Annotated in this window: 23 protein-coding genes and 2 pseudogenes; 11 read left to right on the top strand and 14 right to left on the bottom strand. The window is 67.4% G+C overall.

What is annotated here, in order from left to right:
• Window positions 1-7: 7 nt before the first annotated feature.
• Entirely contained in the window at window positions 8-1,543 is a 1,536-nt protein-coding gene (locus AX767_RS01660; RefSeq protein ID WP_068628077.1) for a DUF1800 domain-containing protein, read from the bottom strand.
• 61 nt (window positions 1,544-1,604) lie between these two features.
• Window positions 1,605-2,282, bottom strand: a complete 678-nt coding sequence (locus tag AX767_RS01665; RefSeq protein WP_068628078.1) for a DsbA family oxidoreductase — start codon at window positions 2,280-2,282, stop codon at window positions 1,605-1,607.
• Between AX767_RS01665 and AX767_RS21220 the strand changes: the two genes are divergently transcribed.
• Entirely contained in the window at window positions 2,275-2,538 is a 264-nt protein-coding gene (locus AX767_RS21220; protein ID WP_156480930.1) for a hypothetical protein, read from the top strand. The two genes, AX767_RS01665 and AX767_RS21220, sit on opposite strands and share 8 nt — an antisense overlap.
• Window positions 2,539-2,556: 18 nt before the next feature.
• Here AX767_RS21220 and AX767_RS01675 read toward each other — a convergent pair whose 3' ends face one another.
• Complete coding sequence (locus AX767_RS01675) at window positions 2,557-3,126, bottom strand: isochorismatase family cysteine hydrolase (RefSeq protein WP_168164795.1); 570 nt, start codon at window positions 3,124-3,126, stop codon at window positions 2,557-2,559.
• A 197-nt stretch (window positions 3,127-3,323) separates the two neighbouring features.
• Here AX767_RS01675 and AX767_RS01680 point away from each other — a divergent pair, with 197 nt between their 5' ends.
• Genes AX767_RS01680 through AX767_RS01705 form a run of 6 tightly spaced genes read left to right on the top strand, consistent with a single transcriptional unit; the run spans window position 3,324 to window position 8,578 of the window.
• On the top strand, window positions 3,324-4,157 hold the full coding sequence (locus tag AX767_RS01680; protein ID WP_068628081.1) for a GntR family transcriptional regulator: 834 nt from the start codon (window positions 3,324-3,326) through the stop codon (window positions 4,155-4,157).
• Window positions 4,158-4,188: 31 nt separating this feature from the next.
• Window positions 4,189-5,172: a Bug family tripartite tricarboxylate transporter substrate binding protein gene (locus AX767_RS01685; protein ID WP_068628082.1), complete on the top strand. Its 984-nt coding sequence runs from the start codon at window positions 4,189-4,191 to the stop codon at window positions 5,170-5,172.
• Window positions 5,172-6,437 carry a 3-isopropylmalate dehydratase large subunit gene (locus tag AX767_RS01690; RefSeq protein ID WP_237288521.1) on the top strand — a complete coding sequence of 422 codons (1,266 nt, stop codon included), beginning with the start codon at window positions 5,172-5,174 and terminating at the stop codon, window positions 6,435-6,437. Before AX767_RS01685 ends, AX767_RS01690 begins: the two co-directional genes overlap by 1 nt.
• A complete protein-coding gene (locus tag AX767_RS01695) occupies window positions 6,434-6,967 on the top strand; it encodes a LeuD/DmdB family oxidoreductase small subunit (protein WP_068628084.1) in 534 nt (177 codons plus the stop codon). The genes AX767_RS01690 and AX767_RS01695 overlap by 4 nt, the downstream gene beginning before the upstream one ends.
• Window positions 6,964-7,818: an isocitrate lyase/PEP mutase family protein gene (locus AX767_RS01700; protein WP_068628085.1), complete on the top strand. Its 855-nt coding sequence runs from the start codon at window positions 6,964-6,966 to the stop codon at window positions 7,816-7,818. The genes AX767_RS01695 and AX767_RS01700 overlap by 4 nt, the downstream gene beginning before the upstream one ends.
• Before the next feature lie 31 nt (window positions 7,819-7,849).
• Window positions 7,850-8,578, top strand: coding sequence for a Crp/Fnr family transcriptional regulator (locus tag AX767_RS01705; protein WP_082754755.1), 729 nt, complete (start codon window positions 7,850-7,852; stop codon window positions 8,576-8,578).
• 56 nt (window positions 8,579-8,634) lie between these two features.
• Here AX767_RS01705 and AX767_RS01710 read toward each other — a convergent pair whose 3' ends face one another.
• Together AX767_RS01710 and AX767_RS01715 are read right to left on the bottom strand one after the other, a co-directional pair.
• On the bottom strand, window positions 8,635-11,661 hold the full coding sequence (locus AX767_RS01710) for a putative bifunctional diguanylate cyclase/phosphodiesterase (protein WP_068628087.1): 3,027 nt from the start codon (window positions 11,659-11,661) through the stop codon (window positions 8,635-8,637).
• Complete coding sequence (locus AX767_RS01715) at window positions 11,658-12,773, bottom strand: TRAP transporter substrate-binding protein (protein WP_068628088.1); 1,116 nt, start codon at window positions 12,771-12,773, stop codon at window positions 11,658-11,660. Before AX767_RS01715 ends, AX767_RS01710 begins: the two co-directional genes overlap by 4 nt.
• A gap of 139 nt (window positions 12,774-12,912) precedes the next feature.
• Here AX767_RS01715 and AX767_RS21225 point away from each other — a divergent pair, with 139 nt between their 5' ends.
• Window positions 12,913-13,062: a hypothetical protein gene (locus AX767_RS21225; RefSeq protein ID WP_156480932.1), complete on the top strand. Its 150-nt coding sequence runs from the start codon at window positions 12,913-12,915 to the stop codon at window positions 13,060-13,062.
• On the opposite strand, the gene AX767_RS01720 is transcribed toward AX767_RS21225, so the two are convergent.
• The 5 genes and pseudogenes from AX767_RS01720 to aroC form a co-directional block, all read right to left on the bottom strand.
• Window positions 13,059-13,835, bottom strand: a complete 777-nt coding sequence (locus tag AX767_RS01720; RefSeq protein ID WP_068628089.1) for an alpha/beta fold hydrolase — start codon at window positions 13,833-13,835, stop codon at window positions 13,059-13,061. The two genes, AX767_RS21225 and AX767_RS01720, sit on opposite strands and share 4 nt — an antisense overlap.
• On the bottom strand, window positions 13,832-14,281 hold the full coding sequence (locus AX767_RS01725; protein WP_068628090.1) for a carboxymuconolactone decarboxylase family protein: 450 nt from the start codon (window positions 14,279-14,281) through the stop codon (window positions 13,832-13,834). Before AX767_RS01725 ends, AX767_RS01720 begins: the two co-directional genes overlap by 4 nt.
• Window positions 14,278-15,489 carry a 3-carboxy-cis,cis-muconate cycloisomerase gene (gene pcaB / locus AX767_RS01730; protein WP_068628091.1) on the bottom strand — a complete coding sequence of 404 codons (1,212 nt, stop codon included), beginning with the start codon at window positions 15,487-15,489 and terminating at the stop codon, window positions 14,278-14,280. The genes AX767_RS01725 and pcaB overlap by 4 nt, the downstream gene beginning before the upstream one ends.
• 23 nt (window positions 15,490-15,512) lie before the next feature.
• On the bottom strand, window positions 15,513-16,103 hold the full coding sequence (locus AX767_RS01735) for a rhomboid family intramembrane serine protease (RefSeq protein WP_068628092.1): 591 nt from the start codon (window positions 16,101-16,103) through the stop codon (window positions 15,513-15,515).
• A 12-nt stretch (window positions 16,104-16,115) separates the two neighbouring features.
• Window positions 16,116-17,230, bottom strand: a pseudogene (aroC, locus tag AX767_RS01740) (chorismate synthase).
• Window positions 17,231-17,310: 80 nt separating this feature from the next.
• Here aroC and AX767_RS01745 point away from each other — a divergent pair.
• Window positions 17,311-17,733, top strand: coding sequence for a cupin domain-containing protein (locus AX767_RS01745; RefSeq protein WP_068633240.1), 423 nt, complete (start codon window positions 17,311-17,313; stop codon window positions 17,731-17,733).
• Here the strand turns inward: AX767_RS01745 and AX767_RS01750 are convergent.
• Window positions 17,717-19,582 carry an ATP-binding response regulator gene (locus tag AX767_RS01750; RefSeq protein ID WP_068628095.1) on the bottom strand — a complete coding sequence of 622 codons (1,866 nt, stop codon included), beginning with the start codon at window positions 19,580-19,582 and terminating at the stop codon, window positions 17,717-17,719. The two genes, AX767_RS01745 and AX767_RS01750, sit on opposite strands and share 17 nt — an antisense overlap.
• 83 nt (window positions 19,583-19,665) lie before the next feature.
• Between AX767_RS01750 and AX767_RS01755 the strand changes: the two genes are divergently transcribed.
• Complete coding sequence (locus tag AX767_RS01755; RefSeq protein ID WP_068628096.1) at window positions 19,666-20,253, top strand: GbsR/MarR family transcriptional regulator; 588 nt, start codon at window positions 19,666-19,668, stop codon at window positions 20,251-20,253.
• A gap of 41 nt (window positions 20,254-20,294) precedes the next feature.
• Here AX767_RS01755 and AX767_RS01760 read toward each other — a convergent pair whose 3' ends face one another.
• Window positions 20,295-20,882, bottom strand: coding sequence for an NADPH-dependent F420 reductase (locus AX767_RS01760; protein ID WP_068628099.1), 588 nt, complete (start codon window positions 20,880-20,882; stop codon window positions 20,295-20,297).
• A gap of 45 nt (window positions 20,883-20,927) precedes the next feature.
• A pseudogene (locus AX767_RS01765) lies at window positions 20,928-21,535 on the bottom strand (FMN-dependent NADH-azoreductase).
• A 211-nt stretch (window positions 21,536-21,746) separates the two neighbouring features.
• On the opposite strand from AX767_RS01765, the gene AX767_RS01770 reads away from it, so the two are divergent.
• Window positions 21,747-22,682 (top strand): LysR family transcriptional regulator, encoded by a 936-nt coding sequence (locus AX767_RS01770; protein ID WP_335338843.1) that lies wholly within the window; start codon window positions 21,747-21,749, stop codon window positions 22,680-22,682.
• Here the strand turns inward: AX767_RS01770 and AX767_RS01775 are convergent.
• Window positions 22,651-23,511, bottom strand: coding sequence for a LysR family transcriptional regulator (locus AX767_RS01775; protein WP_237288618.1), 861 nt, complete (start codon window positions 23,509-23,511; stop codon window positions 22,651-22,653). The genes AX767_RS01770 and AX767_RS01775 overlap by 32 nt on opposite strands.
• Between the last annotated feature and the right edge of the window lie 77 nt (window positions 23,512-23,588).

The following is a 23,588-nucleotide window of genomic DNA, read 5'->3' on the forward strand; positions in this document are numbered from 1 at the left end:
GAGTCCTTCAGCGGTTCATCCACTCGGGCGAGGCGAGCAGAAAGGTGTTCCAGTCCTGCGGCGACTTCGCACCCGCGAGCGCCGTGCGTGTGTCGGCGCTGAAGCCCGGCAGCGCGACCCGCACGGCGGCCGAATCCGCGAGCAACGGATACGCGGGTTTCTCGAGCGGCCCCGCATCGTCGGTGCGGAACAGCACCGCGCCGTTGGCGCCGATCGCGCGCGCGATCTCGAAGCGCGTCGTCATCTGTCCCGCGCTCGCCCACTCGGCCTGCGTGAGCGGATAGCCGTCGGGCGTCTCGTGGCCGTACAGCGGCTCGCCCATGCGGTTGATCCAGTCGAGGATCGGGTTCGTGTTGCGCACGACGCGATCGTCGTAGGCGAGGCGCACGCTACCGATCGCGTAGTGCACCGGATCGCGAAACTTGTGGCCGAGCGACGCGGTGAACTCGGGCGACGCGAACAGCGTGGCGAGCGTCGCGGCGATGTCGCCGTCGCTCTGCGTGAACGTCACCGCCATGCGGTCGACCAGCGCCGGAGGCGGCGCATCGGAGACGAAATACACCGCCAGCTTGCGCGAGATGAAGCGTGCAGTTGCTGGCGCGCGCGCCAGGCGGTCGATCGCCTCGTCGACCTCGGCCATGCCGCGCTGCGTCATCGGCCGGCCGAGCAGCGTTTTCGCGCCGTAGTCGTGGCGCTGCGGATTGAACTCGAACAGGCCGAGGCGCAGGTAGTCGCCCGCGCGCTCGGCGCGCAATCGCGGCGGCGGCTCGTCAGCTGCGCGAAGCGTGAAGCCGACACCCGTCAGCACGCGCGCCAGCGCCTGCACATCGCCCTGCGAGTAGCCGCTGCCAACGCCCAGCGTGTGCAGCTCCATCAGCTCGCGCGCGTAGTTCTCGTTGATGCGGTTGGAAGCGTTCTGCGCGTTGTCCAGATAACGCAGCATCGCCGGGTGCCGCAGCGTCGCGCCCAGCAGGTCGTGGAATTTGCCCAGTGCATGCGGACGGATCGCCGTTTCCTCGTAGTCACCGACCAGCGCGCGGAGGTTGCCTTTGCGCGCGTTGACGTTGAAGTGATTGGTCCAGAACCAGGTCATCTGCTCTTGCAGCTGGTTCGGCGAGTACAGCGCCCGCAACACGAAGCGCTGCTGCGCTTCGCGCGCCAGTCGCGTGAGTGCTTGCTGGTACGCCTGCCGCGCGGCCTTCTTCTGCGTCTCGTCGGGCAGTGCGTCCGCGGCCTTGCGCTGCGCATCGAGCGAGATCGCGAGCTGGTCGACCGGCGTGTGCGAGAGCGTCATCGCATCGATCTGAGCCTGCGCGGCCGGCGGGAGCACGGCGGGCTTGGGATGCAGCTGGGCCTGCAGCCATGGGCCAGCGCCTTGGCGCGCGAGCTGTCGCTCGGTGCTCGGGTTCGCTCCCCAGCTCAGCCGGTCGAGCCAGCGCAATCGCGCCACCGTATCGGCCGGCGCCAGGTCAGGCGCCGACGCGCAGCCCGCGAGGCAGAGGCCAATGGCCGCTGCAATCCACCAGGGTCGGGAATGGAACATGCCCCATTCAACCCCCGTGCGCCTTGCTGCGTTGACGCCTTTACGTGAACGCCGGGTAAACCTAAGCCGCGACGACCGGCTGTTGCTGGCCGGCGCCGGCGATCTGCCGCAGCGCACGCTCGAACACTTCGACCGGCTGGCCGCCCGAAATGAGGTGCTGGTTGTTGATGATGATCGCGGGCACCGAGTGGATGCCGGCCTCGGTGTACATGCGTTCGCGAGACCGCGTTTCGGTGGCGTACTCGTCGCTCGCCAGAATCTCCCGGGCGCGGGCGGTGTCCAGACCGACTGCGCCTGCCAGCTGCACCAGGACCTCGGGGTCGGACGGATTCTGACCTTCGGTGAAGTAGGCCTTGAGCAGCGACTTCTTGAACGCGACCTGCTTTTCCACACTCTCGATTTCGGCCCAATGCAGCAGCCGATGCGCATCGAAGGTGTTGTAAATGCGCGGCCGGCCCTCGGGGCTGAACGCAAAGCCCACCGCCGCGCCGCGCGCGCGAATCATGTCGCGCATCTCCGCTTGCTGCTCGCGGGAAGAGCCGTACTTCTGGTTGAGGTGTTCGAAGGTGTCCTGCCCTTCGGCAGGCATCTGCGGATTCAGCTCGAAAGGCTGGAAGCGCAACGCGGCCGTGACGTCGGGTGCCACGTTTTTCAGGGCTGCTTCCAGCGCCCCCAGTCCCACGGCGCACCACGGGCACGAAACATCGGAAACGAAATCAATATGGAGTTGGGTGGTCATAGGGCGATTCTTCACCACCACGCCGGCCTTGCTGTGTCAGGGGTTTTGCCTCGGGGTTCGGCCGGGCGAGCTCGGCAGTCTCGACGGGCCGACCACCCACCATGTCGTTCGCAGCCTGCACGGCCAGGCGCACTTGTTCTTCCGTACCGAGCAGCACGATGTCGAAAAGCGCTACCTCGACGGCTTCGCGAATGCGCCGGCGGCGGCGCGCCGGACGCTCATGAAACGGCCGGCCCGCACAAGCGACCGCATCTGAAAATGGGCCGTGCGCGACTCAGCCCTGGATCAGCCGCGCCACGACCTCGGTCGACGTCACCACGTCCGCGAAGCAGGAGGCCAGCGTGGAGAGTCCGTTGACGTGATCTTCCGGCGTGACGGCCGCTGTCGCGTCGCTCACTATGGCGACCCGATAGTCCCGCATCATGGCGTCGCGGGCTGTCGATTCGCAGCACACGTTGGTCGCCACGCCGGTAATGAGCAGGTTGTCGATCTGACGCGCCGCGAGGACATCGGCCAGAACCGATGAACCCGGCGCGAACGCGGAAAAGCGCGTTTTCTCGATCACCGGATCGCGTGCATCTCGCTGCAGGCCGTCGATGAGCGCATGGCCGGCAGAGCCCGACGCAAGTCCCCGGCGGTGTTCGAGCGCTGCCGCCGCGTCGAAAAAGCCCGCGTGATACGCCGGCCACAGATCGACTCCGTCACGCTCCAGCGTGTTCATCAGCCAGACGACCGTCGCACCTCGCCCGCGCAGCGTGTCGCAAAGTTGCTGGATGCGGGGCACGATCGCGTCGATGCCGGCGATCCTCGACGCGTAATAGCACTGCATGTCGATCACGAGCACGGCCGTGTGACGCGCGGCGAATTGCGCGTGGACCGGGCACGATCCCCGTTTGCTTTCGATGCGCTGCTGGACATGCGCCGGAAGAATGTGTGACATCCGGCAGACTTTGCCGGCGTGTTGTGGACTGGTCAATCAGACCAATTGGTTCTATTGACCATACCAATTTGCCACTTAGCATCCGGTCCATGTCACACCCGATGCCGACTGCGTTTCCCGACCGGCTCCCGCGCAAGGCGGCCCGCCCGTCGCCCTCGCGCGCGGCGCCTTTGCATCGCTACCACCATGTTCACCTGGTGTTGCGCCAACGCCTGCTCGAAGGCCACTACGGCGAGGGCGGCATGCTGCCAAGCGAACGCGCGCTCGCCGAAGAATTCGATGTTGCACGCGTCACGCTGCGCAGTGCGATGGCCGCGCTGGAGCGCGACGGTCTCGTTGCACGCCGGCAGGGGCGCGGAACCGTTTCGCTGCCGCGGGCCGGCGCACGGGGCGTGGACGCAGCGGTGCCCACGCGCGACGCTTTCGAACAGCTCTTCGCAAGTGTGATGGACATGGGCCTCAAGACCAAAGCCCGGGTGCTCAGCTATGGATTGGTAGAGGCGTCCCCAGACATCTGCGATGCGCTGCAGCTTGACCCGCGCAGCCAGGTCATGCGGATCGTCCGGGTGAGATCACAAGCCGGACAACCCGTGTCGTATGCCACCGCGTTCATTCCACGGCCACTCGCTTTGCAGATCCATCGCCGCGATCTGGCCACTCAACCGCTTCTCGCGCTGCTGGCCAAGCAAGGCGTTCGCATCGACAGCGCCGATGAAGTGATCAGTGCGACCCAGGCCGACATCGACGCTGCCCAGGCGCTGCAAGTGCCGGTCGCCAGCGCTCTGCTGAAGGTCCGCAGGTTGATCCTTGATGTGGACCGCAAGCCTGTCGAGCTGTTCGAGGGGTTGTTTCGCCCCGAAGGCTATCGATACCACCTCACCACCGCTCGCGACCCGTCGCGCACCCGCGTCCGTGTCGCGATCGGAAACATCTGACTCCACCCGATCCACAACCAGGAAGGCTCCCATGAAAACTTCGCGCACCACGATCGCTCTGTGTTCGCTGGCAATGACGACCGCCGCATGGCTCGGCATCGCACCTGCAGCGCACGCACAGAAATTTCCGACGCAACCGATCAAGCTCATCGTGGGTGCGTCGCCGGGCGGCACCACCGATGCGCTGGCCCGCGAACTGGCCGAGGACATGTCGAAATCGTTGGGGCAGCCGGTCATCATCGACAACAAGCCTGGCGCTGGCGGCAACATTGCCGCGGATTTCGTGGCGCGCGCGCCGGCCGACGGGCACACCCTGCTGGTCGCCTTCACCAGCCATACGATGAATGCGGCGTTGTTCAAGAAGCTCCCCTACGACCCGGTGAAGGACTTCACCCCGATCTCGCTGATCGGCAAGGTCGCCAGCGTGCTGGTCGCCCGGCCCGATCTTCCCGCGAAGGATTTGAAAGAACTGCTCGCGGCCGCCAAGCAGAAAGACGGCTACAGCTTCGCCATCGGCGGCACCGGTTCCTCGCTGCAAATGGACACCGCAGAGTTTCGTTCGACGTCGAAATTGCCGGGCGTCGACATTCCGTACAAAGGCAGTTCGCCTGCGCTGGTCGATGTGATGTCCGGCCAGGTCGACCTGATGTTCGCGCCGATCGGCGGTGCCCGGACCCTGCTGGACAGCGGCAAGGTCAAGGCCTATGCCGTGACCTCGGCCAAGCGGCTGGCGTCGATGCCCGACGTGCCGGCCGTTTCGGAAGTGGTCCCGTCGTTCACCACCAACTACGGCTGGTTCGGTGTGCTCGGCCCTGCCAGGTTGCCGGCCGAGGTGACCGCGCGGCTCAACGAAGTGGTGGTCAAGGCCATCCAGTCGCCGCGCATCAAGACGCGACTGGCCGTGGATGGCAGTGCACCGTCCGGCACCACGCCGACCGAGTTCCGTGACTTCCTGATCGGCGACGTGAAGCAATGGGCCGAACAAGCCAAGCTCGCCAAGATCGAGCCGCAGTGATGCCTGCCACGCTGGCGCAAAAACTGGTCGCCCGCGCGGCCGGTGTCGGCGCGGTGACGCCGGGCGACATCGTCACGTGCCAAGTCGACCTGGCCATGATGCACGACTCGGGCGGCCCGCGCCGCGTGAAGCCGATGCTCGAAAAGCTCGGCGCGAAGGTGTGGGACCCGGACAAGGTGGTCGTCATCACCGACCACTACGTGCCGGCGCACGACGCTGACAGCCGCGCCATCGTGCAGATCGCGCGCGACTGGGTGAAGGACGCGGGCATCACCCGCTTCCACGACACCCAGGGCATCTGCCATGTGGTGCTGCCGCAGAAGGGGCATCTGCGGCCCGGCCTGTTCGCGGTCGGCGGCGACAGCCATTCGCCCACCGGCGGCGCCTTCGGTGCCTACATGTTCGGCGTGGGCGCGACCGAGATGCTCGGCGTGCTGGTGACCGGCGAGATCTGGCTCAAGGTGCCGCACACGATCCGCATGTGGTGGGACGGTCGGCTCGCGCCGGGCGTGTCGGCCAAGGACATGATGCTGCACCTGTGCGGCCGCTTCGGCATGGACGGCGGCCAGTACCAGGCGGTCGAGTACGCCGGCGCCGCCGTGCGCGCGCTGTCGATGCAGGAACGCATGACGCTGTCGAACATGACGGCCGAGCTCGGCGGCCAGGCCGGGCTGATCGCGCCCGATGCGGTCACGGCCGAATGGCTCGCCGGTGTCGGCGTGCACGACGTCGACACCGCGCACTGGCAGACCGACGACGGCGCTCCGCTGCTGGCCGACCACCGCCTCGATGCGTCCGCGCTCGCGCCGCAGGTGGCGGCGCCGCACAACCCGGCGCGGTCGCAGGCGGTGGGCGCGTTCGCGGGCACAGCCGTGGACATCGCCTACGTCGGCGCCTGCACCGGCGCCAAGCTCGACGACCTGCGCATGGCCGCGCAGGTACTGCGCGGCCAGCGCGTCGCCAAGGGCGTGCGACTGATGGTCGCGCCCGCCAGTGCCACCGACCAGGCACAGGCCGCCGCCGAAGGCACGCTGGGTGCGCTGCTGGACGCCGGCGCCGAGCTGCTGCCCAACGCCTGCGGCGCCTGCGCCGGCTACGGCGCCAACGTCTTCGGCGAGAACACCGTGGCGATCAGCACGACGGCGCGCAACTTCAAGGGGCGCATGGGCGCGGATTCGTCGCAGGTGTACCTGGCTTCGCCCTTCACCGTGGCCGCCTCGGCCATCGCGGGGCGCATCGTCGATGCACGGGAGATGCTGGCATGACGACCCCATCGAGTGGCCGCGCCTGGGTCTTCGGCGACGACCTCAACACCGACCTGCTGGCGCCGGGGCGCTACATGAAGTTCGGCGTGGACGAGATCGCCAAGCACTGCCTGGAATCGATCTCGCCCGCGTTCGCCGCCACGGTGCGGCCAGGCGACATCGTCGTGGCCGGACGCAATTTCGGCGCGGGTTCGTCGCGCGAGCAGGCGGTCGAGGTGCTGCGGCTTCTGGGCGTGGCCTGCGTGGTCGCCGTGTCGTACTCGGGCCTCTACTACCGCAACGGCTTCAACCTCGGCCTGCCGCTGCTGGTGTGCGCCGAAGCACCGAGCGTGGCCGACGGCACGTCGCTCGCGCTCGACCTCGACGCCGCGCAACTGCGCGACACCACATCCGGCCGCACGCTGCACTGCGAAGCGGTGCCGGCCCATCTGATCGCGATGGTGCGCGACGGTGGCCTGGTGCCGCACCTGCAGCAGCGCCTAGCGCGCGGCGACATCGCCGCCCAACGAACGAAAGCCACCACGCCATGACCCTTCGCATCCGCCTCCAATCGCCCGCGATCGTCACCGCCCCAGGGGTGTACGACGCGTTCTCGGCCCTGCTGGTCGAGCAGGCCGGCTTCGAGGCCGCCTACCTCTCGGGCGCCAGCATCGCCTACACCCGCTTCGGCCGACCCGACATCGGCCTGCTTTCGCTGGACGACGTGGTGGCCGTGACCGGTCACATCCGCGAGCGCACCGACCTGCACCTGGTCGTCGACGCCGACACCGGCTTCGGCAATGCGCTGAACGTGCGCCGCACGGTGCAGCTGCTCGAACGCGCCGGCGCCTCTGCCATCCAGCTGGAAGACCAGACGCTGCCCAAGCGCTGCGGCCACCTCGACGGCAAGACGATCGTGCCGGCCGCCGAAATGGTCGGCAAGATCCGCGCCGCCGTCGACGCGCGCCGCAACGCCGACACGCTGATCGTCGCGCGCACCGACGCGGTCGCGGTCGAAGGGCTCGAACCCGCATTGGAACGTGCCGAGCGCTATGCCGAGGCTGGTGCCGACGTGCTCTTCGTCGAGGCGCTGCGCAGCACGGAGGACATGGCGGACGCGCTGGCGCGCCTGTCGCACCGCGCGCCGATGCTGGCCAACATGGTCGAGGGTGGCAAGACGCCGGTGTTGCCATCGGCCGAGCTGCAGTCGCTGGGCTATCGCATCGCCATCTTTCCGGGCGGCACGGTGCGGGCGCTGAGCTTCGCGTTGCAGGGCTACCTGCAGAGCCTGCGCGACCACGGCACCACCACGCCGTGGCTGCCGCAGATGCTGTCCTTCGACGCGCTCAACGACGTGATCGGCACGCCCGACATGCTGGCGCTGGGCAAGCGCTACGAATGAGTGTTCGTCGAACCTGAATGGACTGCGCACGATGAACACACCACCCTGGAAACCCGATCCCTGCGCCCTGGTGCGCAATGCACTTGCTGCTGCACCCCTTTTCGCGCGAACACCGCGCGAGCAGCTCGATCGCCTCGCCGCTTGCGCCAGTCTTCGACGTTACCGCCGCGGTGACACGGTCCCGACGAGCACCGGTGGAGGCCGACAAGCCTCGCTCGCGGTCTCGGGTGTGCTGGAGTCGAGCCAGGTCATTCCCAGCGGCCGGCGCTTCGTGATGGGCATTTTCGGCCCGGGAGAGCTCATGGGCCTGGTGCGGCTTTTCGACGATCCGCTGCTTCCGTATGGCTTTGTGGCACGCGAGCCCGCGTTGGTCGCGCACCTGCCTTGCCGAGGACTTGTAGCGATCTTCGACGCCGATCCGTTGCGATGGAAAGAGGTGACGCGCTTTGCGCTTGACCGCCAGGTGGATACCCTCGATACCTTGCTCAATCAGGCCGTCCTCGGCCGCACAGACTGTCGCATTGCAGCGACGCTGCAAAGGCTCGGAAACCTGTTCGGCGTGCAGGCCGCCCGCGAAACACGGCTTCGATTGCGTCTGTCGCAGGACGACCTTGCGGACATGCTGGCCGTGTCCCGACAGACGGTGAACAAGGAACTTCGACGGCTTGAAGCCGCGGGAATCCTGCGATGCACCTACAACACCCTGGTGATCCTCGACCGCGGCGCGCTCAGCCGGATGGCTGCGGAACGGCGCCACTGACCTTCTCCGCCTCGGGCACCGGCACCGCGTTCGGGTCATCAAGCACGAGAATGAGGTTACAGCGCCTCCAGCACGGTTGCCGGTGCGCCGAGCCCATCTTCGAAGGCTCCGAGCGCCATCGGCTTGCCGAACAGATAGCCCTGGTACAGCCTGCAGCCGCGCTGCTTGAGGAACGCCAGTTGCGCCGGCGTCTCGACGCCTTCGGCCACCACCTGCAGATCGAGGCTGCGGGCCATGCCGATGATGGTCTGGATCAACAGCTCCGCCTTGGCGTTGACACCGATCGACTGCACGAAGAACTTGTCGATCTTGACCTGGTGGAACGGCAGCTGCGCCATGTACGACAGCGACGAAAAGCCGGTGCCGAAATCGTCCATCGAGAACTGGATGCCGATGGCGGCGAGCGACTTCATCTTGCGGATGGTTTCCGGCACCTTGTGCTGAAGCAGGCTCTCGGTGAGTTCGAGCTTGAGCTTGCGCGGGTCGGCGCCGGTGCGGATCAATACCGCGCGCACCTGCTCGTCGAAGTTATCGTCGCGGAACTGTCGCGCACTGACGTTGACCGAGAGCTGCAGCGGGCTGTGCCGGGGGTCGAGCGCCCAGCGATCGAGTCGAAGGCAGGCCTGCTCCAGCGCCCACAGGCCGATCGGCACGATCAGCCCGGTGTCTTCCGCGAGATCGATGAACGCGGCGGGCGGCAGCAAGCCGCGGTGCGGATGCTGCCAGCGGATCAGCACCTCCGCACCCACCACCTCGCCGCTGGACGTGACCTGGCGCTGGTAGAACAAAACGAACTCGTGGTTGGCGAGCGCTGCATGCAGCTCGCTTTCGAGCGTGGCCCGCGCGGTGATCTGGGTCTGCATCGCGGATTCGAAAAAGCCGAGCGCACCGCCGCCTGCGCTCTTGACGGAATACATCGCGATGTCGGCCTGCTTGAGCAGGTCTTCGAGCGAGCCCGCATGGCCGTCGAACGTCACCGCGCCGATGCTGCAGGTGCCGTGGTAGGCGTGGTCGCCCAGCGCGAACGGCCGCTGCACTTCGGCCAGGATGGTTTCGGCCAGGGCCTTGGTCTCCAGCACCGCGATGAGTTCGTCCTTGTTCAGACCGTCCAGCAGCACCACGAACTCGTCGCCGCCAAAGCGAGCGACCGTGTCGCCATCGCGCATCACCCCCAGCAGGCGCAGCGAGACAAGCTTGAGCAACTGGTCGCCGATCTCGTGGCCGCGCGCGTCGTTGAGCGTCTTGAAATCGTCAAGGTCCAGGAACAGCAACGCGCTGAGCCGGCCGTGCCGCGCGTTGTTTTCGAGCGTCTGCTTCAGGCGGTGCAGCAGGAGGCGCCGGTTGGGCAAGCCCGTGAGGTCGTCATAGAAGGCCAGGTGCTCGATCTCGCGCGCGGCCGACTTGCGTTCGGTGATGTCGCGCAGCAGCACGATGAAGCGCGCCTCCGTGCCCTCGCCGATCGATTTGCGCGCGACCGACACCTCGAACCAGGTGATGCCTGCGCCGCCGCGGCGCTGGAACTGGCGACCCTTGGCGAATCCTGCCACGTAGGTCTCCTGCACCGCCTCCATGATCTCGGAGGCCGCATCGGGCGCCAGCACGTCGCGCACCGGGCGCCCGACCGGATTGGGCCATTCGATCATGGCGCTGGGGGTGCGCGGCGAGTGGAAGCCGTGGCACATCCCGTCGAGGCCCAATTCGAGCATCACGTCCGGCAGCGCATCGAGCGTGGCCTGCAACTGCGCGCGGCCGGAAACGATGTCCGCCACGCGTTGCCGCTTCTCGGTGACGTCGTGATAGATGCACACCATGCCGCCGTCCGGCGTGCGGCTCTTGACGGCCAGGATCACCAGCCCGTTTTCAAGTTTCAGCTCGGTCTCGCCCGGCACCGGCGGCGGCGAGCGTGAAGCGTCTTCGGTCTCCCCCGGCCCCGTCAGCGCCCCGAGGCCGCTCCGGATGTGCGGAACCCCGCGGTCGGAGATTCGCTGGAACGACACCAGCGGTCCGATCACGTCGCCCGCCCAGGGGAACATCTCCACAAAACGGCTGTTCCACGTCAGCACGCGGTCCTGCGCATCGAGCAGCACGAAGCCATCGACCATCGACGCCAGCGCGCGATTCAGCGTCGCGCGGGACCGCCACTGCCGCCGCAAATGCAGGAGCGTGATGAAGCTGACCACGCCGACCATCAGGATCAACAAGGCTGCCACGCCGAACACCAGCGCCTGCTGCGAGCGCCACTTGGCCAGCGCGGCTTGCAGGGGGATGCTCGCGACGATCAGCAGGTTGCGGTGCAGCGTCGGTTGCGCGACCACGATCGCCGGCTGGGCCGTCAGCCGGGCCGGCAAGCGTTGGGGATGCGGGTTGCCGTCGCCTTCGCTCAGTACCGGAAGAATCACCTTGCCCGAGAGGTCGTCGCGCGGCGGAACGCTGGCGAGCATCGGACCGGCGCTCTGCTCGAGCGTGACTTCGAGTCCACCGATGTCCGCGCCCTGCGTGAGGATCGTGGTCAGCAAGGACACCTGCACCTCCGCCACCGCGACGATCCGCGTGCCGTCGGCCAGCCGCGCGACCCGCGTGAAGTAAACGACCCGATGCGAGGTGAGCGCGCTGGCCGACGGCACGCTCACCGCGAAGCTGGGCGCTGCGTCGTCCAGCACCCAGCGCAAGTGACCGGGCGGGAGTTTCACGGCGAGCTGCGCGCCGCGCCGGTCCGACGAGCCGATGACGTCGCCCTGCGGCGTGACGAACGCGATGTAGCGCACGAGCATGTTCTGCCGGACTCCGGCCTGCAACCGCTGCAGGGTCGAGGGCTGATTCAGGTTCGCCGCGACCGTTTGTGCGGTCGATGAACGGACGAGCTCGCTGCTGGCGGCCAGCAGCATGTCGATGCTGAGCAGGCTGCGGTTGAGCGCGCCTTCCGCACTGCTGACGAAGCGCGACGCCTGCCCTTCGCTGTCGAGGATCGCCTGGTTGCGGGTCTGCCAATTGAAGCCAGCGACCGCGGCGAGGATCGCGAGGACGAAAAGCAGCGCGACGCCGTACACAACGGCGGTGATGCGGCGAGGCAGCAGCGGGCTCACTTGACGGCCGGCGCCTTGAGGCCCATGGCCGGACCGATGCTCTGATCCCAGACCTGCACGCAGCCGGCGCCGCAGCGTTGCACCCAGGCGCCGAGCACTTCCCGACCGAAGATGTCGCGGCGTCGCTTGTCGTCCGCATCGGAAGGTCGCACAACGCTCATCGCGCCCTTGCTGCCGCGCGTGCAGCTGTCGGCGCCCGCATTGCAGGCCACGCCTTCGAGCGTCTCGCGCTCCGACTCTGCCCAGACCGCGGCTTCCAGCTTGGGCAGCTCGGTCTTGAGCAGCGTCTTCAACGGGGGCGGGAGACGGGTCCAGGCCTCCTGGTTGGCACCGAACACCGCGAGCCCCCAGGTGATCGGCATCGTGTACAGCGCGCCCGTGATCTTGTGCAAGCCGAGCATGTTGCCCGACATCGCCCCGGTGATGGTGCACTGCGTGTTGTCCGAATTCATGTTGGACATCAGCTCCGCGAACTCGGTCACCACCGGCACGCCCTTCAATGCGAGGACGAAGTCGGCCTGGCTCGCGCCCGACACCCGCACCCGCCGCCCGGCGAGATCGGACAACTGGTCGAGCGGCTTTTTGCAGAAGACCACCTGAGCCGGATAGACGTAGAGCGCGAGCACCTCGACGCCGTAGCGCTCGTGCAGGGTTTTCTCGAGCAGCGGCCGGAACGACGACACCACCTTGCGCAAGGTCGCCATGTCGGGACTGAGCCCCGCCAGGTCGGGCGCCGCCAGCTCCGGCGCCTCGACCGCGACCTGGCTCAGCAAGGCGGTGCCGAACGGGATGACGCCGAGGCGGATCAGGTTCAGCATTTCGGCGCCCGGCACCCCCGCGCGGTCGAAGGGCACGATGCTCGCGCTGTAGCGCCCGTTGCTCAATGCCGCCAGGTCGTGCGACCAGAACCGCTCCTCGTGCCGCGTGAACTGGCTGACACCCGCCAACCCGCCGACGACCCGAAGTCGCAGCTCCGGCCCCGGCTGCGCACGCGCAACACCCGACAGTCCGCAGCACAGCAACGCCGCCAGCACCCACCCCGGCAGCACTCCGACACCCGCACGGCTGCGCAGCCTTTTCAGGCATTGGACGGCGTCGCGATAGGTGGTCATTTCAATAAGGGAACGATAGGCATCTCAAGGCCTTCATGCGAGAACATACAGGGCATCACACCAGAGTTTCGGCATTTCCAGCGAAATCTGTAGCGACGAGTACTTTCAGCCTCAGGCGAGCCGCAGTCTTGCCTTTTGCGTGGCAAGTCCAGCGCCGGGCGTGCGCGACGCTGCGCAGGGCGTCGCGCTGCGCGCGCCGACGGCCTGGTCACCGGCCCGGGAAGAGGCGCTGACCCGTCTGCCGAACCGGCGCTCGTTCGAGGAGCGCAACCGCCTCTCGGTCGCCTAAAGGCTGCGCCAGTGGTCGATCAGCAGCTGGGTGAACTCGACCGGCCGCTCGACCGCGCTGAGGTGCGCTGCGTCGATCGTGGCAAGGCGCGCGCTCGGGATCGCAGCGACCATCGCTTCCGACATGGCGAGCGGCGTGGCTTCGTCGGCATGGCCGCCGATCACCAGCGTGGGCACCGCGATGCGGCGATTGCTCTCGCGAAAGTCGATGGCGGCCACGGCGTTGCAGCTCTCGATGTAGCCTTGTGCGTCGGTGCACACCAGCGTGTCGTGCAACGCCGCTGCGGCGGCCTTCCCTTCGGCCGTGGTGACATAGCCCGGCGTGAGCCAGCGCAACACGGCGCCTCCCGCGATCGCTTCGACGCCACTGGCGGCCACGGTTTCGGCACGTGCGCGCCAAGGCGCCTGGTCGGGGTAGTGCGCAGCCGAGTTCGCGATCACCACGGTGCGCAGCAACTCGGGGTGACGCACCGCGAGCGCCTGCGCCGTCATGCCGCCCATCGACAGGCCGACGAAATGCACCGGCTCGCCGGCGGCCTCGCGCCGGATGAGTGCGGCGGCGTCGTCGGCCAGCATCTCGATGCGCAAAGCGCCGCGCACGACCTCGGAGGCGCCGTGGTTTCGGTGGTCGTAACGAACGACGGTGTGGGCGCGGGCGAGCAGCGCGGCCACGCCATCCCACATGTGGAGGTCGCAACCGAGCGCGTGGCTCAGCACGACGATGGGGCCTTCGCCTTCGCGAACGACATGGAGCGACGGGGATGCAGTGGTCATTTGGTATTCGCAGGTGGGGACGACAAGGCCGGCAGCAGGCCCTTTTCGCGCAGGATGCCGGCGGCGATGCCGAAGGCGTGGTTGGCAACTGGCACGCCGCAGTAGATGGCGGCCATCATGATCACCTCCTTGATCTCCTCGGGCGTCAGGCGCGACTCGGGCGGCCCGTCGAGCGCGGCGCGCACATGCATCGCGAACTCTTCGTACGCGTGGATGCCCAGCATCATCGACAGCACCATGTAGCGGCGCGTCTTGTCGCCGAGCGCCGGGCGACCCCAGATGTCGTTCCACGCATGGCGCGTGATGAGTTCCTGGAACTCGGCGTTGAAATCGTTGCGGTTGGCCAGCGATTTGTCGACCCACGCATCGCCCAGCACGCGGCGCCGGTGGACGAGTCCGGATTCGTAGTCGTCGCTGGACTTGGGGGTCGCGCCGTTTGCGGTCATCGGGGAAAATCCTCGGTTGAAAGTTGGGTGCGCATCGCTGCGACTTCGGCGAGCGCGATGGCGCCGGCGTTGTGCGCCAGCGCGAAATCGAACCATTCGTCGGCGGCGGCCTGCGGGATCTCGGCACGCAGCCGGTCGATGTTGGCGCGCATGCGCGTCGCGTCGACCTGCAGGCCGGGCAACGCCTGCGCCATGGCGCGCACGCTGCCGTGAACAGACTTCAGGAGTTGCGGCCATTCGGCCAGCTCGGCCTGCCAGGCGCCGAGCGCGCGCTCGTGTTGTTGCGGCATGGCAGCAAGCAAAGCGGCCACGCGTTGTGGCGCGCGATGCGCTGCCGCGATGGCGACCATCGAAGCGACGGGGTTTCGCTTGTGCGGCATGGCCGACGAGCCCCCTCGGCCCGGCTCGCTCGGCTCCGCGACCTCGGCCACTTCGTATTGGCCGAGCAGCGCGATGTCGCCGGCGATCTTGCCGAGGCTGCCTGCGAGGAGGCCGAGCGCGCAGCCGAGCGCGACCCATTCATCGCGCTGCGTGTGCCAGGTCGCGCCGGGGTCGCCGAGCCCGAGGTCTTTCGCCATGCGTGCGCGCACGGCAGCGCCCTGCCCGCGCATCTGCGCCAGCGTGCCGACCGCGCCACCGAGCTGCAACTGCAGCGCGTGCTGCGCCGCGGCATGCAGGCGCGAGCGGCTGCGCACCAGTGGCGCGACCCAGCCTGCGCACTTGAACCCGAAGCTCGTGACCGAGGCCGGCTGCATCAGCGTGCGCGCCAGCATCGGTGTGGCGGCGTGCTGTGTCGCCAGCTGCAGCAGCGCGTCGACGGCGGTGGCGAGATCGGTTTGGATCAGCGTCATCGCGTCGTGCGTGACGAGTGCCATCGCGCTGTCGATCACGTCCTGGCTGGTGCTGCCGAAGTGCACGAACGGCGCGGCGCTCGGGTCGGCTTGCGCCACGGCTTCGCGCAACGCCTTCACCAGCGGAATCGCGACGCTGCCGGCACGGCCACTCGCGCGCACGATGGCGCCGACGTCGAATTTATCGACCTCGCAATGCGCGCCGATCACCCGGGCCGCGGCCTCGGGGAACAGCCCCTCGGCCGCTTGCGCGCGGGCCAGCGCGGCTTCGAAGCGCAGCATGGCGTCTGCGAAGTGGCGGTCGCTGAAGGCGTCCTGGATCTCGGGCGTGGAGAGAAAGCTTTCGAAGATGCTCATGGGTCGGACGATGATGTATCGGGCTAGCGCCGGCCCCAGCCGAACGGCGCTTGCCCGCGCCAATAGCGCAGCGTGAGCCAGCCGCCCACCAGGCCGCCGAGGTGCGCGAAGTGCGCCACGCCGGCCATGCTGCCGGTCACGCCGAGGCCGAGTTCGATCACGCCGTAGATCACCACGAAGAGCCAGGCCGGCATGGGAATCGGCGGGATCAGCGGCACGATCTTGCGGTGCGGAAAAAGCATCGCGAAGCCGACCAGCAGACCAAAGAGACCGCCCGAGGCGCCGACCGTCGGCACCACGCTGCCGCTCCAGGCCGCAACGCCGAGTTGCGCCAGCGCGGCGCACAGCACGCTCACGAAATAGAACGCCAGCAAGCGCGGCGAGCCCCACACGCGCTCCAGTTCGGCGCCAAACATGTAGAGGCCGAACATGTTGAAGACCAGGTGCGACAGGCCGCCGTGCAGGAACGCATAGCTCACCATCTGCCAGGGCATGAACTGCCCCGATCCGACCGGCCAGAGCGCGAAGGCGTCGAGGTCCAGGAAGTACTGGCCGCAGAACGCGAGCACGCAGGTGAGGATCAACGCCTGGGTGGCGGGTGGCATGCGGAACATCGGCGAATCCCGTTAGAGAAAAGAGGCCTCGGGCACCGACGGCGACGCGTCGGCTGGGCCGGCCGGCCGGCGATCGCCGTTCTGGGCGCGGTCGCGCAATGCGTGCTCCATCACCACCAACGCCAGCATTGCTTCGGCGATCGGCGTCGCGCGGATGCCGACGCACGGGTCGTGCCGGCCCTTGGTGATCACTTCGACCGGCTGGTTGTTCACGTCGATCGACTGGCGCGGACTGATGATCGAGCTGGTCGGCTTGATCGCGATGCTCACCTCGAGGTCTTGCCCGAGGTGATGCCGCCGAGCGTGCCACCGGAATTGTTGGTGACGAAGCCGCTCGGCGTGATCGAGTCGCCGTGCGAGGTGCCGCGCTGCGCGACGCTCGCGAAGCCGGCGCCGATCTCCACGCCCTTGACCGCGTTGATGCCCATCATCGCGTAGGCGATGTCGGAATCCATCTTGTCGAACAGCGGCTCGCCGAGGCCGACCGGCACGTTCGATGCGGTCACCCGGATGCGTGCGCCGCACGAGTCGCCGGCTTTGCGCAAAGCGTCCATGTAGGCCTCGAGGTCGCTCACATCGGCTTTCGGCGCGAAGAAGGGGTTGTTGTGGACGTGGTCCCAGCCCTCGAAGGGAATCACGATGTCGCCAATCTGGACCATGCAGCCGCGGAACACCGTGCCGTACTTTTCGAAGAGCCACTTCTTGGCCACCGCGCCGGCCGCGACCATCGGCGCGGTGAGCCGGGCCGACGAGCGACCGCCACCGCGCGGATCGCGAATGCCGTATTTCTTCCAGTACGTGAAGTCAGCGTGGCCGGGACGGAATTGCTGCGCGATCTGGCCGTAGTCTTTGCTGCGCTGATCCGTGTTGTGGATCAACAGCGCGATCGGGGTCCCGGTGGTCTTGCCTTCGTACACACCGCTCAGGATCTGCACCGCATCGGGCTCGTTGCGCTGCGTCACATGGCGGCTGGTGCCGGGGCGGCGCCGATCGAGGTCGCCCTGGATGTCGGCCTCCGACAGCGCCATGCCGGGCGGGCAGCCATCGATCACGCAACCGATCGCCGGGCCATGGGATTCACCGAAGTTGGTGACTGCGAAAAGGGTGCCGAAGGTGTTGCCGCTCATGGGCCGGATTATCGCGCCGGGGCGGGAATGCTTTATGCATGCTGCAGCGCAGCACTACCAACCCTGCGAAGGAGCGCCCCATGCTGGACCGCACTGCGACCAAGTTCTCCCACGTCAAGACCGGCGACCTCGCGTTCAAGCCGGGCGGCTTGCGCGATTTCTTTCTCTACAAGGACCTCGGCGTGGCCGAAGCGACCAACGGCGCGGTCATCGCGCACCTCGTCAAGGCGAACATGCCCCCGGAAGAGGGCACGGGCTGGCACCGCCATGAAGCGGATTTCCAGATCGTGGTCATGACCAAGGGCTGGGCCAAGTTCATGTACGAGGACCAGGTCACGCTGGTGGAAGCTGGCGATGTGGTGCACCAGCGGCCGGGCATCCGACACTTCCTGTTCGACTATTCGCCCGACATGGAATACCTGGAGATCGTCTCGCCCGCCGACTTCAAGAGCATCGACTGCGAGCCCGCGGCCGAGGTGCCGGCGCCTACGCCCTGGAAGTGAGCTCGCGGTCGGCGTTCAGCGCCGCGTGCAGCGTGTCGAGCAGATGATCGGGTTGCACCGGTTTGAACAACACGACCAGCCCGCTATCGTAGGCGCTGCGCACCCGCGCCGGGTCGGTGTCGCCAGTGACCAGAATCGCCGGCACCATGCGCCCGGCGCGCGCCCGCAACGCGCGCGTCGCCTCGATGCCATTGGTCGCACCGGCCAGCCGGAAGTCGACGATGAACACGTCGAAACCCTCATCCGCCTGGCCGACCCGTGACAGCGCCGCTTCGAGCGTTTGCGTCACGTCGATGCGTTCGCAGTGCGGTTGCAACCAGACGCGCATCGCCTCGCCCACCCCGCGTTCGTCGTCCAGCAGCAGCACCCGGGGCGCCCGCGCGGGTGCGGCCGGCCGGATCGGCGCCTCCGCATCCCGCGGCGGCGGCGACAGTGGCGCCGCAGCAAGCATCGGTCCGCCCCGCGGCAGGTCCATCCAGAAGACGCTGCCGCGTCCCGGAACCGAACGGACGCCGAGCCGCGCGCCGAGCAATGGCGCCAGCCGCTTGACGATGGCCAGTCCGATGCCGAGCCCCTGGCTGGCATCGCGATTGGCGTTGTCCACCTGATAGAACTCGTCGAACAGCAGCGGCATGTGCTCGGGACGAATGCCGCGACCGGTGTCCCACACGGCCAGGCGCAGCTGATCGCCACGTGGACGCGCGCTGATGAGGATGCCGCCGCGCTGGCAGTACTTCAGCGCGTTGTCGGTGAAGTTCGACAGGATGCGGAACACCAGGTCGCCGTCGGTCGCCACCACTTCGGACACCGTGTGAAAGCGCAGCGACAGACCGGCCGCCTCGGCCCGCTCGCCGTGGATCTGCGCGAGACGGAGGAAGACATGGTCGATCGCCACCGTCGCGATGACCGGCTGCACCGCGCCGGCCTCGATCTTCGAGATGTCGAGCATCGCGTTGAGCAGTGCGCTGACCGCGTCGGTCGCCTCGACCACACGGTCGGCCAGCGGCAACGCCGCGTGGCCTTGCAGATCGCGCTGCAGTGCACGGGAGAAGAGCGCCAGGGCGTGGATCGGTTGCCGCAGGTCGTGGCTGGCCGACGCGAAGAAGCGGCTGCGTTCGCGGTTCAGCCGCTGCAAATCGCGCGACTGGAGAAGGAGTTGTTCGCCCATCGACTCCCGCTCGATCTGCGAGCGCAGGCCCGCGGCCAGCAAGCGGTGCTGCGTCAGGCCGAAGCGCGCCATGGCCGTGCCGAACAGGATGGTGCTCACGCAGAGCACCCAGCCTTCGACGCCACCGGCCCACGCGAAGCGCGACGCCAGCCCGAGCGTGACGGGCGTGAGCCAAAGCACTATCGCGGCCGGCGACGGCGCAATGGCCGGGATCGATCCCGCCAGCATGCCGAAGACCAGCACCACGAGGATGGTGTTGTAGGTGGTGCCGGCGGCGGCGACGGGCAACAGCAGCCAGGCGGCGGCGCCCCAGGCACAGGCCGCGGCCGTCAGCGGCGCGAGGTAGCGCCAGGCGCCGGCGGGCTGGCCGAGGTCGAACGCCGGTGCCGGGTAGATCCGTTCGTTTGTCCGGATGCCGACCCATCGCAACCCCTGCGCCAAGTGAATGAGCGCGGCCCACACGAGCACGCCCGGACTGCGGGTCAGCGCATAGAAGATGCCTTCGGTGAATACGGCGGCCAGAAAAGCAGAGACCTGCGTGCTCCGCCCCAGCACGAACAACTGGCGCAACAGGCGGCCCCGCACTGCCGGATCTGCAGGTGGCGCGGCAGCGATGTCGGCCGGCTGCAACGCCGCAGGCAACTCGAAATCCGTGGCGGGTGCGGCGTTGGCGGAAGGCATGTTTCAGTTTAAGCGGGCCTGTATCGACGCTGTCCAGTTTTCAGAAGTTCTTGAAATGACAGCACGCCGCGCGACAATGGCGCATGCCGAATCTTTCCGAACTCCCTCCCCTCAATCGCCAGTTCGTCGCCCACTTCGGCGAGATGGGCAGCAAGTGGGGCATCAACCGCACGGTCGGGCAGATGTACGCGCTGATCTTCATTTCGGAGCGCGCGCTCAACGCCGACGAAATCGCCGAGCAGCTGCAGTTCTCGCGCTCCAACGTGAGCATGGGCTTGAAGGAACTGCAGGCCTGGCGCCTCGTGCGCCTCCGGCATCAGGCCGGCGACCGGCGCGAGTATTTCGAGGCACCGTCCGATGTGTGGGAGATCTTCCGGGTACTGGCCGAAGAACGGCGTCGCCGCGAGATCGAACCGACGCTCTCGATGCTGCGCAACGCCCTGCTCGAAAAACCCGGCAGTCAGGCCGAACGCCACGCGCAGGAGCGCATGCGCGAGATGCACGAACTGATCGACCGCCTGATGAAGTGGTTCGACGACGTGCAGCGCCTGTCGCCCGAGACCGCCATGAAGCTGATGGGCATGGGCGCCACCGTCACCAAGGTGCTCGGGCTGAAGGACCGGTTGACGGGTGCGGGCAAGGACAGGAAGAAGGCCGATGGGGCCGAGTGAGTCGGGGGAAACGCTCGACCTCGCACCGGACCGAACAACGGTTAGCCCTGCTTGATGAGGTTCTGCAGAACCAGCGCCCCACCCTTGTCCATCAACGTGCCGGCTTCCGCGAGTGTCCCGAGGACGATCGGCGCGAAGCCCAGGTCGCCGACCAGCTTCGAGATGGCGGCGGTGGCCTGCGCATCGTCGCCGGCCAGGAACATGACCCGCCGTCCGCCGTGCTCGACCGGATTCGTTGCCAGCAGCCTGGCCGGGAGTTGATTGAACGTCTTGACCACGCGTGCACCAGCGAAGGCGGACGCCACCACGACCGTGGACGGCTGACCTTTGAGTGCTTCCGGCGGAACGCCGTAGGTGTTCATGGCGTCGACCACGATCTTGTCGGTCCACTGCCCTGCCGCGCGTGCGACATCGACGTGTGCGCTGAACGGCACCGCGAGAATGACCACGTCTGCCTTGACCGCGTCCTGCAATGTCAATGCCGTGACGTAGCCAGCGAGTTCCTTTTCGAGGGTTTCGAGGGTGTCGGGTCCACGCGTGTTGGCGACGCCGACAGCGATGCCGCTGCGCGCGAACTGACGGGCGAGCGCCGAGCCGACGTTGCCCGAGCCGATGATGGAGTAAGTCATGAAGAATCCTTGATTGATTGATGATTGATTGAACGTCGGGGGCCTTCAGGCCGAGATGGCTGCGATGTCGGCGAGCGCCTCTGCGACGGCAGCCTTTTTGGCCTCGGGGCCCATGGCGATGCCTTCGGCGCGCACGACGGTCACGTCGGTGATTCCCAGAAAGGCGAGCAAGCCGATGAGGTAGCTCTCCTGGTGTTCGAGACCCGCCGCCGGGCTGCCAGCCGAATACACGCCCCCCGCGCCGAGGCGATGAAGGCCTTCTTGCCCTTCAGCAGGCCTTCGGGGCCGGTGGCGGTGTAGCGGAAGGTCTTGCCGGCGACCGCGATGCGGTCGATCCAGGCCTTGAGCGGCGTCGGAATCGACAAGTTGTACATGGGCGCGCCGATGACCAGGATGTCCGACGCGAAGAGTTCGTCCATGTACGCGTTGCCCTTGACCAGATCCGCTGTGATGGTCGCGTCTTCGATGGCTGCACCGTTGAAGGCGGCCATGTGGGCGCCGGAGAGGTGCAGCGCCGGGTCGGCCGCCAGGTCGCGGGACACGACCTGGATGCCGGGGTGCAGGACACGGTGGCGCGCGACGAGTTCAGCGGAAAGTTGCCTGCTGACGGACGCGCCGCCGAGCACACTGGAGTCGAGATGAAGGAGTTGCATGAGAGCCTCGAAAGATTGATGAAGAAGTCCGACCTGCCCGCTTCGGCGCACAGGGCCTCGGGAAGTCTTTTCCCGTGGCTTGAATGGTGGAGACGCGGCATCATTCTGAGAAGCCGGTATATTGAGATTCAATCCATCTGCCCTGGAGATGGAAGGAGTTTCAAATGCTCGATGGCGTGTCCCTGGACCAACTGCGAACCTTCATCGCGCCGTGGATGAAGGCAGCTTCTCGGCGGCGGCCCGGCGGCTGAACCGCGTTCAGTCCGCGGTGAGCGGGTGGGTCAGCAGCCTAGAGGGGCAAATCGGCGTCGTGCTGTTCGACAGGTCGGGCCGGTATCCGAAGCTGACGCCCGAGGGCGTTCTCTTGCTGGCGGACGCACGCAACGTCGTGTCGGGCGTCGACACGCTGAAGGCCCGCGCAAGGTTGATGTCTGCCGGGCTGGAAGCAGAGCTCTCCGTCGTGGTGGACGTGTTCTTCCCCACGGCGCTCGTCAGCGCGGCCGCGAAGGCGTTCGTGAGCCGCTTTCCGCTCACGCCGCTGAGGTTGTTCGTGGAGGGGCTGGGGGCGGGTTACGAGCCGGTGCTGGATGGACGCTGCAGCCTGGGAATCCTGGCGCCGCTGGCGGTCGAATTTCCGTCGCTGAGCAGCGAGAGCATCGGCCAAGTGGTCTTGGTCACCGTGGCCGCACCCGACCACCCGCTGGCCAGCTTCAGGCGAACAATTCCAAAGGCCGCATTGGCCCGGCACGTCCAACTCGTGCTCACCGACCGTTCGGAGCTGAGCGCGGGCCGGGACTTCGGCGTCAAGTCGGCTTCGACCTGGCGATTGGCCGACCTGTCCACCAAGCACGCGTTCCTCCGGGACGGCGTGGGCTGGGGCAACATGCCGATGCACATGGTGCAGAGCGACCTCGCGAACGGCGCGCTGGTTTCGCTCGATGTCGAGGACATGCTGCCTGCCGGCTTTTCACTGACGATGGCGGCGTTCCGTCGCGCCTCGGAGCCGCCCGGGCCCGCGGCCAGGTGGCTCGTCGACGACCTGAAGGCGCGCTTTGCGAACGAGGCGACGGACGCTTCGGGCCCTTCACCGACCCGCCCGAAGCGGGCCAAGCCTGCTAGTCCGTCAGGCGCTCCGCCGCCCGGATGAGTTCGGCAGCGAATTCCTGCGCGGCCGGCGTCGGCCGCTTGCCGCGCTGGGAGACGAGGTACAGCGCAATGTGGGTCGACGGGTTGCTCAGCATCGAGACGCCGAGCCCGAGTTGCAGGCAGGCGTCGCGCACGAACGACGGCACCACCGCGTGCCCGTGGCCTGCGCGCACCATCGCCAGCACGGTCCCGATCAAGTTGACGCGCAGCCGCTCGCCCTGGCGCTGGCCGAACTGCGCCAACTGCTTTTCCACCACTGCCTGAATCGGGTTGTCGGCGGGCAGGCTGACCAGTGGCATCCCGGCAATGCTGGCCCAGCTTCGGCTTGCCTGAAGTCCGCCGCGGGCTTTGCCCTTGCCGGGCGGGCTGAGGAACATGAGGCGGAAGTTGCAAAGCGGCCGCCGCACCAACCCCGCCGCCGGCTTGACGAAGAAGCCCAACCCGATGTCCGCTTCGCCCTCGAGCACCCTGCGGCGAACCTGGTTCACGTCGACATCGGCCAGCCGGATGCGAACGTCGGGCCTCGAGCGGGCGAAGTCATGCATCACCGACGGAATCAGGCTGGCGGAAACCATCGGCGTGGCGGCGATTTCCAGACGCTGCCGAATGGCCGCTTCGGAACCTTCGATCGCGTCACCGAGCGCGTGCACTTCGCCGAGGATGCGCTCGGCCACCGGCTGCATCCGCTTGCCGGCATCGGTCAGTGTCACGGTGCGCGTCGTGCGGTCGAACAGGCGTGCGCCGACTTGCTCCTCCAGCTCCTTCACCAGCATGCTCATTCCGGAGGGAGAAAGATGAATTTGCTCGGCCGCTCGCGCAAAGCTTTGCAGTCTGCAGACCTCCAGAAAGGCATGCAACTGCCGCGCGCCGATATTCATCAGTTTGTTTGACGAATTGTTCAGAATGT

The organism is Variovorax sp. PAMC 28711, from assembly GCF_001577265.1.
In the GTDB taxonomy this organism is placed as follows: Bacteria; Pseudomonadota; Gammaproteobacteria; order Burkholderiales; family Burkholderiaceae_C; genus Variovorax.

Bases quoted from the DNA above. Each gene is read 5' to 3' on its own strand.
- AX767_RS01660 (WP_068628077.1), bottom strand. From the start codon at position 1,543: ATGTTCCATTCCCGACCCTGGTGGATTGCAGCGGCCATTGGCCTCTGC.
- AX767_RS01665 (WP_068628078.1), bottom strand. From the start codon at position 2,282: ATGACCACCCAACTCCATATTGATTTCGTTTCCGATGTTTCGTGCCCG.
- AX767_RS01680 (WP_068628081.1), top strand. From the start codon at position 3,324: ATGCCGACTGCGTTTCCCGACCGGCTCCCGCGCAAGGCGGCCCGCCCG.
- AX767_RS01685 (WP_068628082.1), top strand. From the start codon at position 4,189: ATGAAAACTTCGCGCACCACGATCGCTCTGTGTTCGCTGGCAATGACG.
- AX767_RS01690 (WP_237288521.1), top strand. From the start codon at position 5,172: ATGCCTGCCACGCTGGCGCAAAAACTGGTCGCCCGCGCGGCCGGTGTC.
- AX767_RS01695 (WP_068628084.1), top strand. From the start codon at position 6,434: ATGACGACCCCATCGAGTGGCCGCGCCTGGGTCTTCGGCGACGACCTC.
- AX767_RS01700 (WP_068628085.1), top strand. From the start codon at position 6,964: ATGACCCTTCGCATCCGCCTCCAATCGCCCGCGATCGTCACCGCCCCA.
- AX767_RS01705 (WP_082754755.1), top strand. From the start codon at position 7,850: ATGAACACACCACCCTGGAAACCCGATCCCTGCGCCCTGGTGCGCAAT.
- AX767_RS01715 (WP_068628088.1), bottom strand. From the start codon at position 12,773: ATGACCACCTATCGCGACGCCGTCCAATGCCTGAAAAGGCTGCGCAGC.
- AX767_RS01720 (WP_068628089.1), bottom strand. From the start codon at position 13,835: ATGACCACTGCATCCCCGTCGCTCCATGTCGTTCGCGAAGGCGAAGGC.
- AX767_RS01725 (WP_068628090.1), bottom strand. From the start codon at position 14,281: ATGACCGCAAACGGCGCGACCCCCAAGTCCAGCGACGACTACGAATCC.
- pcaB (WP_068628091.1), bottom strand. From the start codon at position 15,489: ATGAGCATCTTCGAAAGCTTTCTCTCCACGCCCGAGATCCAGGACGCC.
- AX767_RS01735 (WP_068628092.1), bottom strand. From the start codon at position 16,103: ATGTTCCGCATGCCACCCGCCACCCAGGCGTTGATCCTCACCTGCGTG.
- AX767_RS01745 (WP_068633240.1), top strand. From the start codon at position 17,311: ATGCTGGACCGCACTGCGACCAAGTTCTCCCACGTCAAGACCGGCGAC.
- AX767_RS01750 (WP_068628095.1), bottom strand. From the start codon at position 19,582: ATGCCTTCCGCCAACGCCGCACCCGCCACGGATTTCGAGTTGCCTGCG.
- AX767_RS01755 (WP_068628096.1), top strand. From the start codon at position 19,666: ATGCCGAATCTTTCCGAACTCCCTCCCCTCAATCGCCAGTTCGTCGCC.
- AX767_RS01760 (WP_068628099.1), bottom strand. From the start codon at position 20,882: ATGACTTACTCCATCATCGGCTCGGGCAACGTCGGCTCGGCGCTCGCC.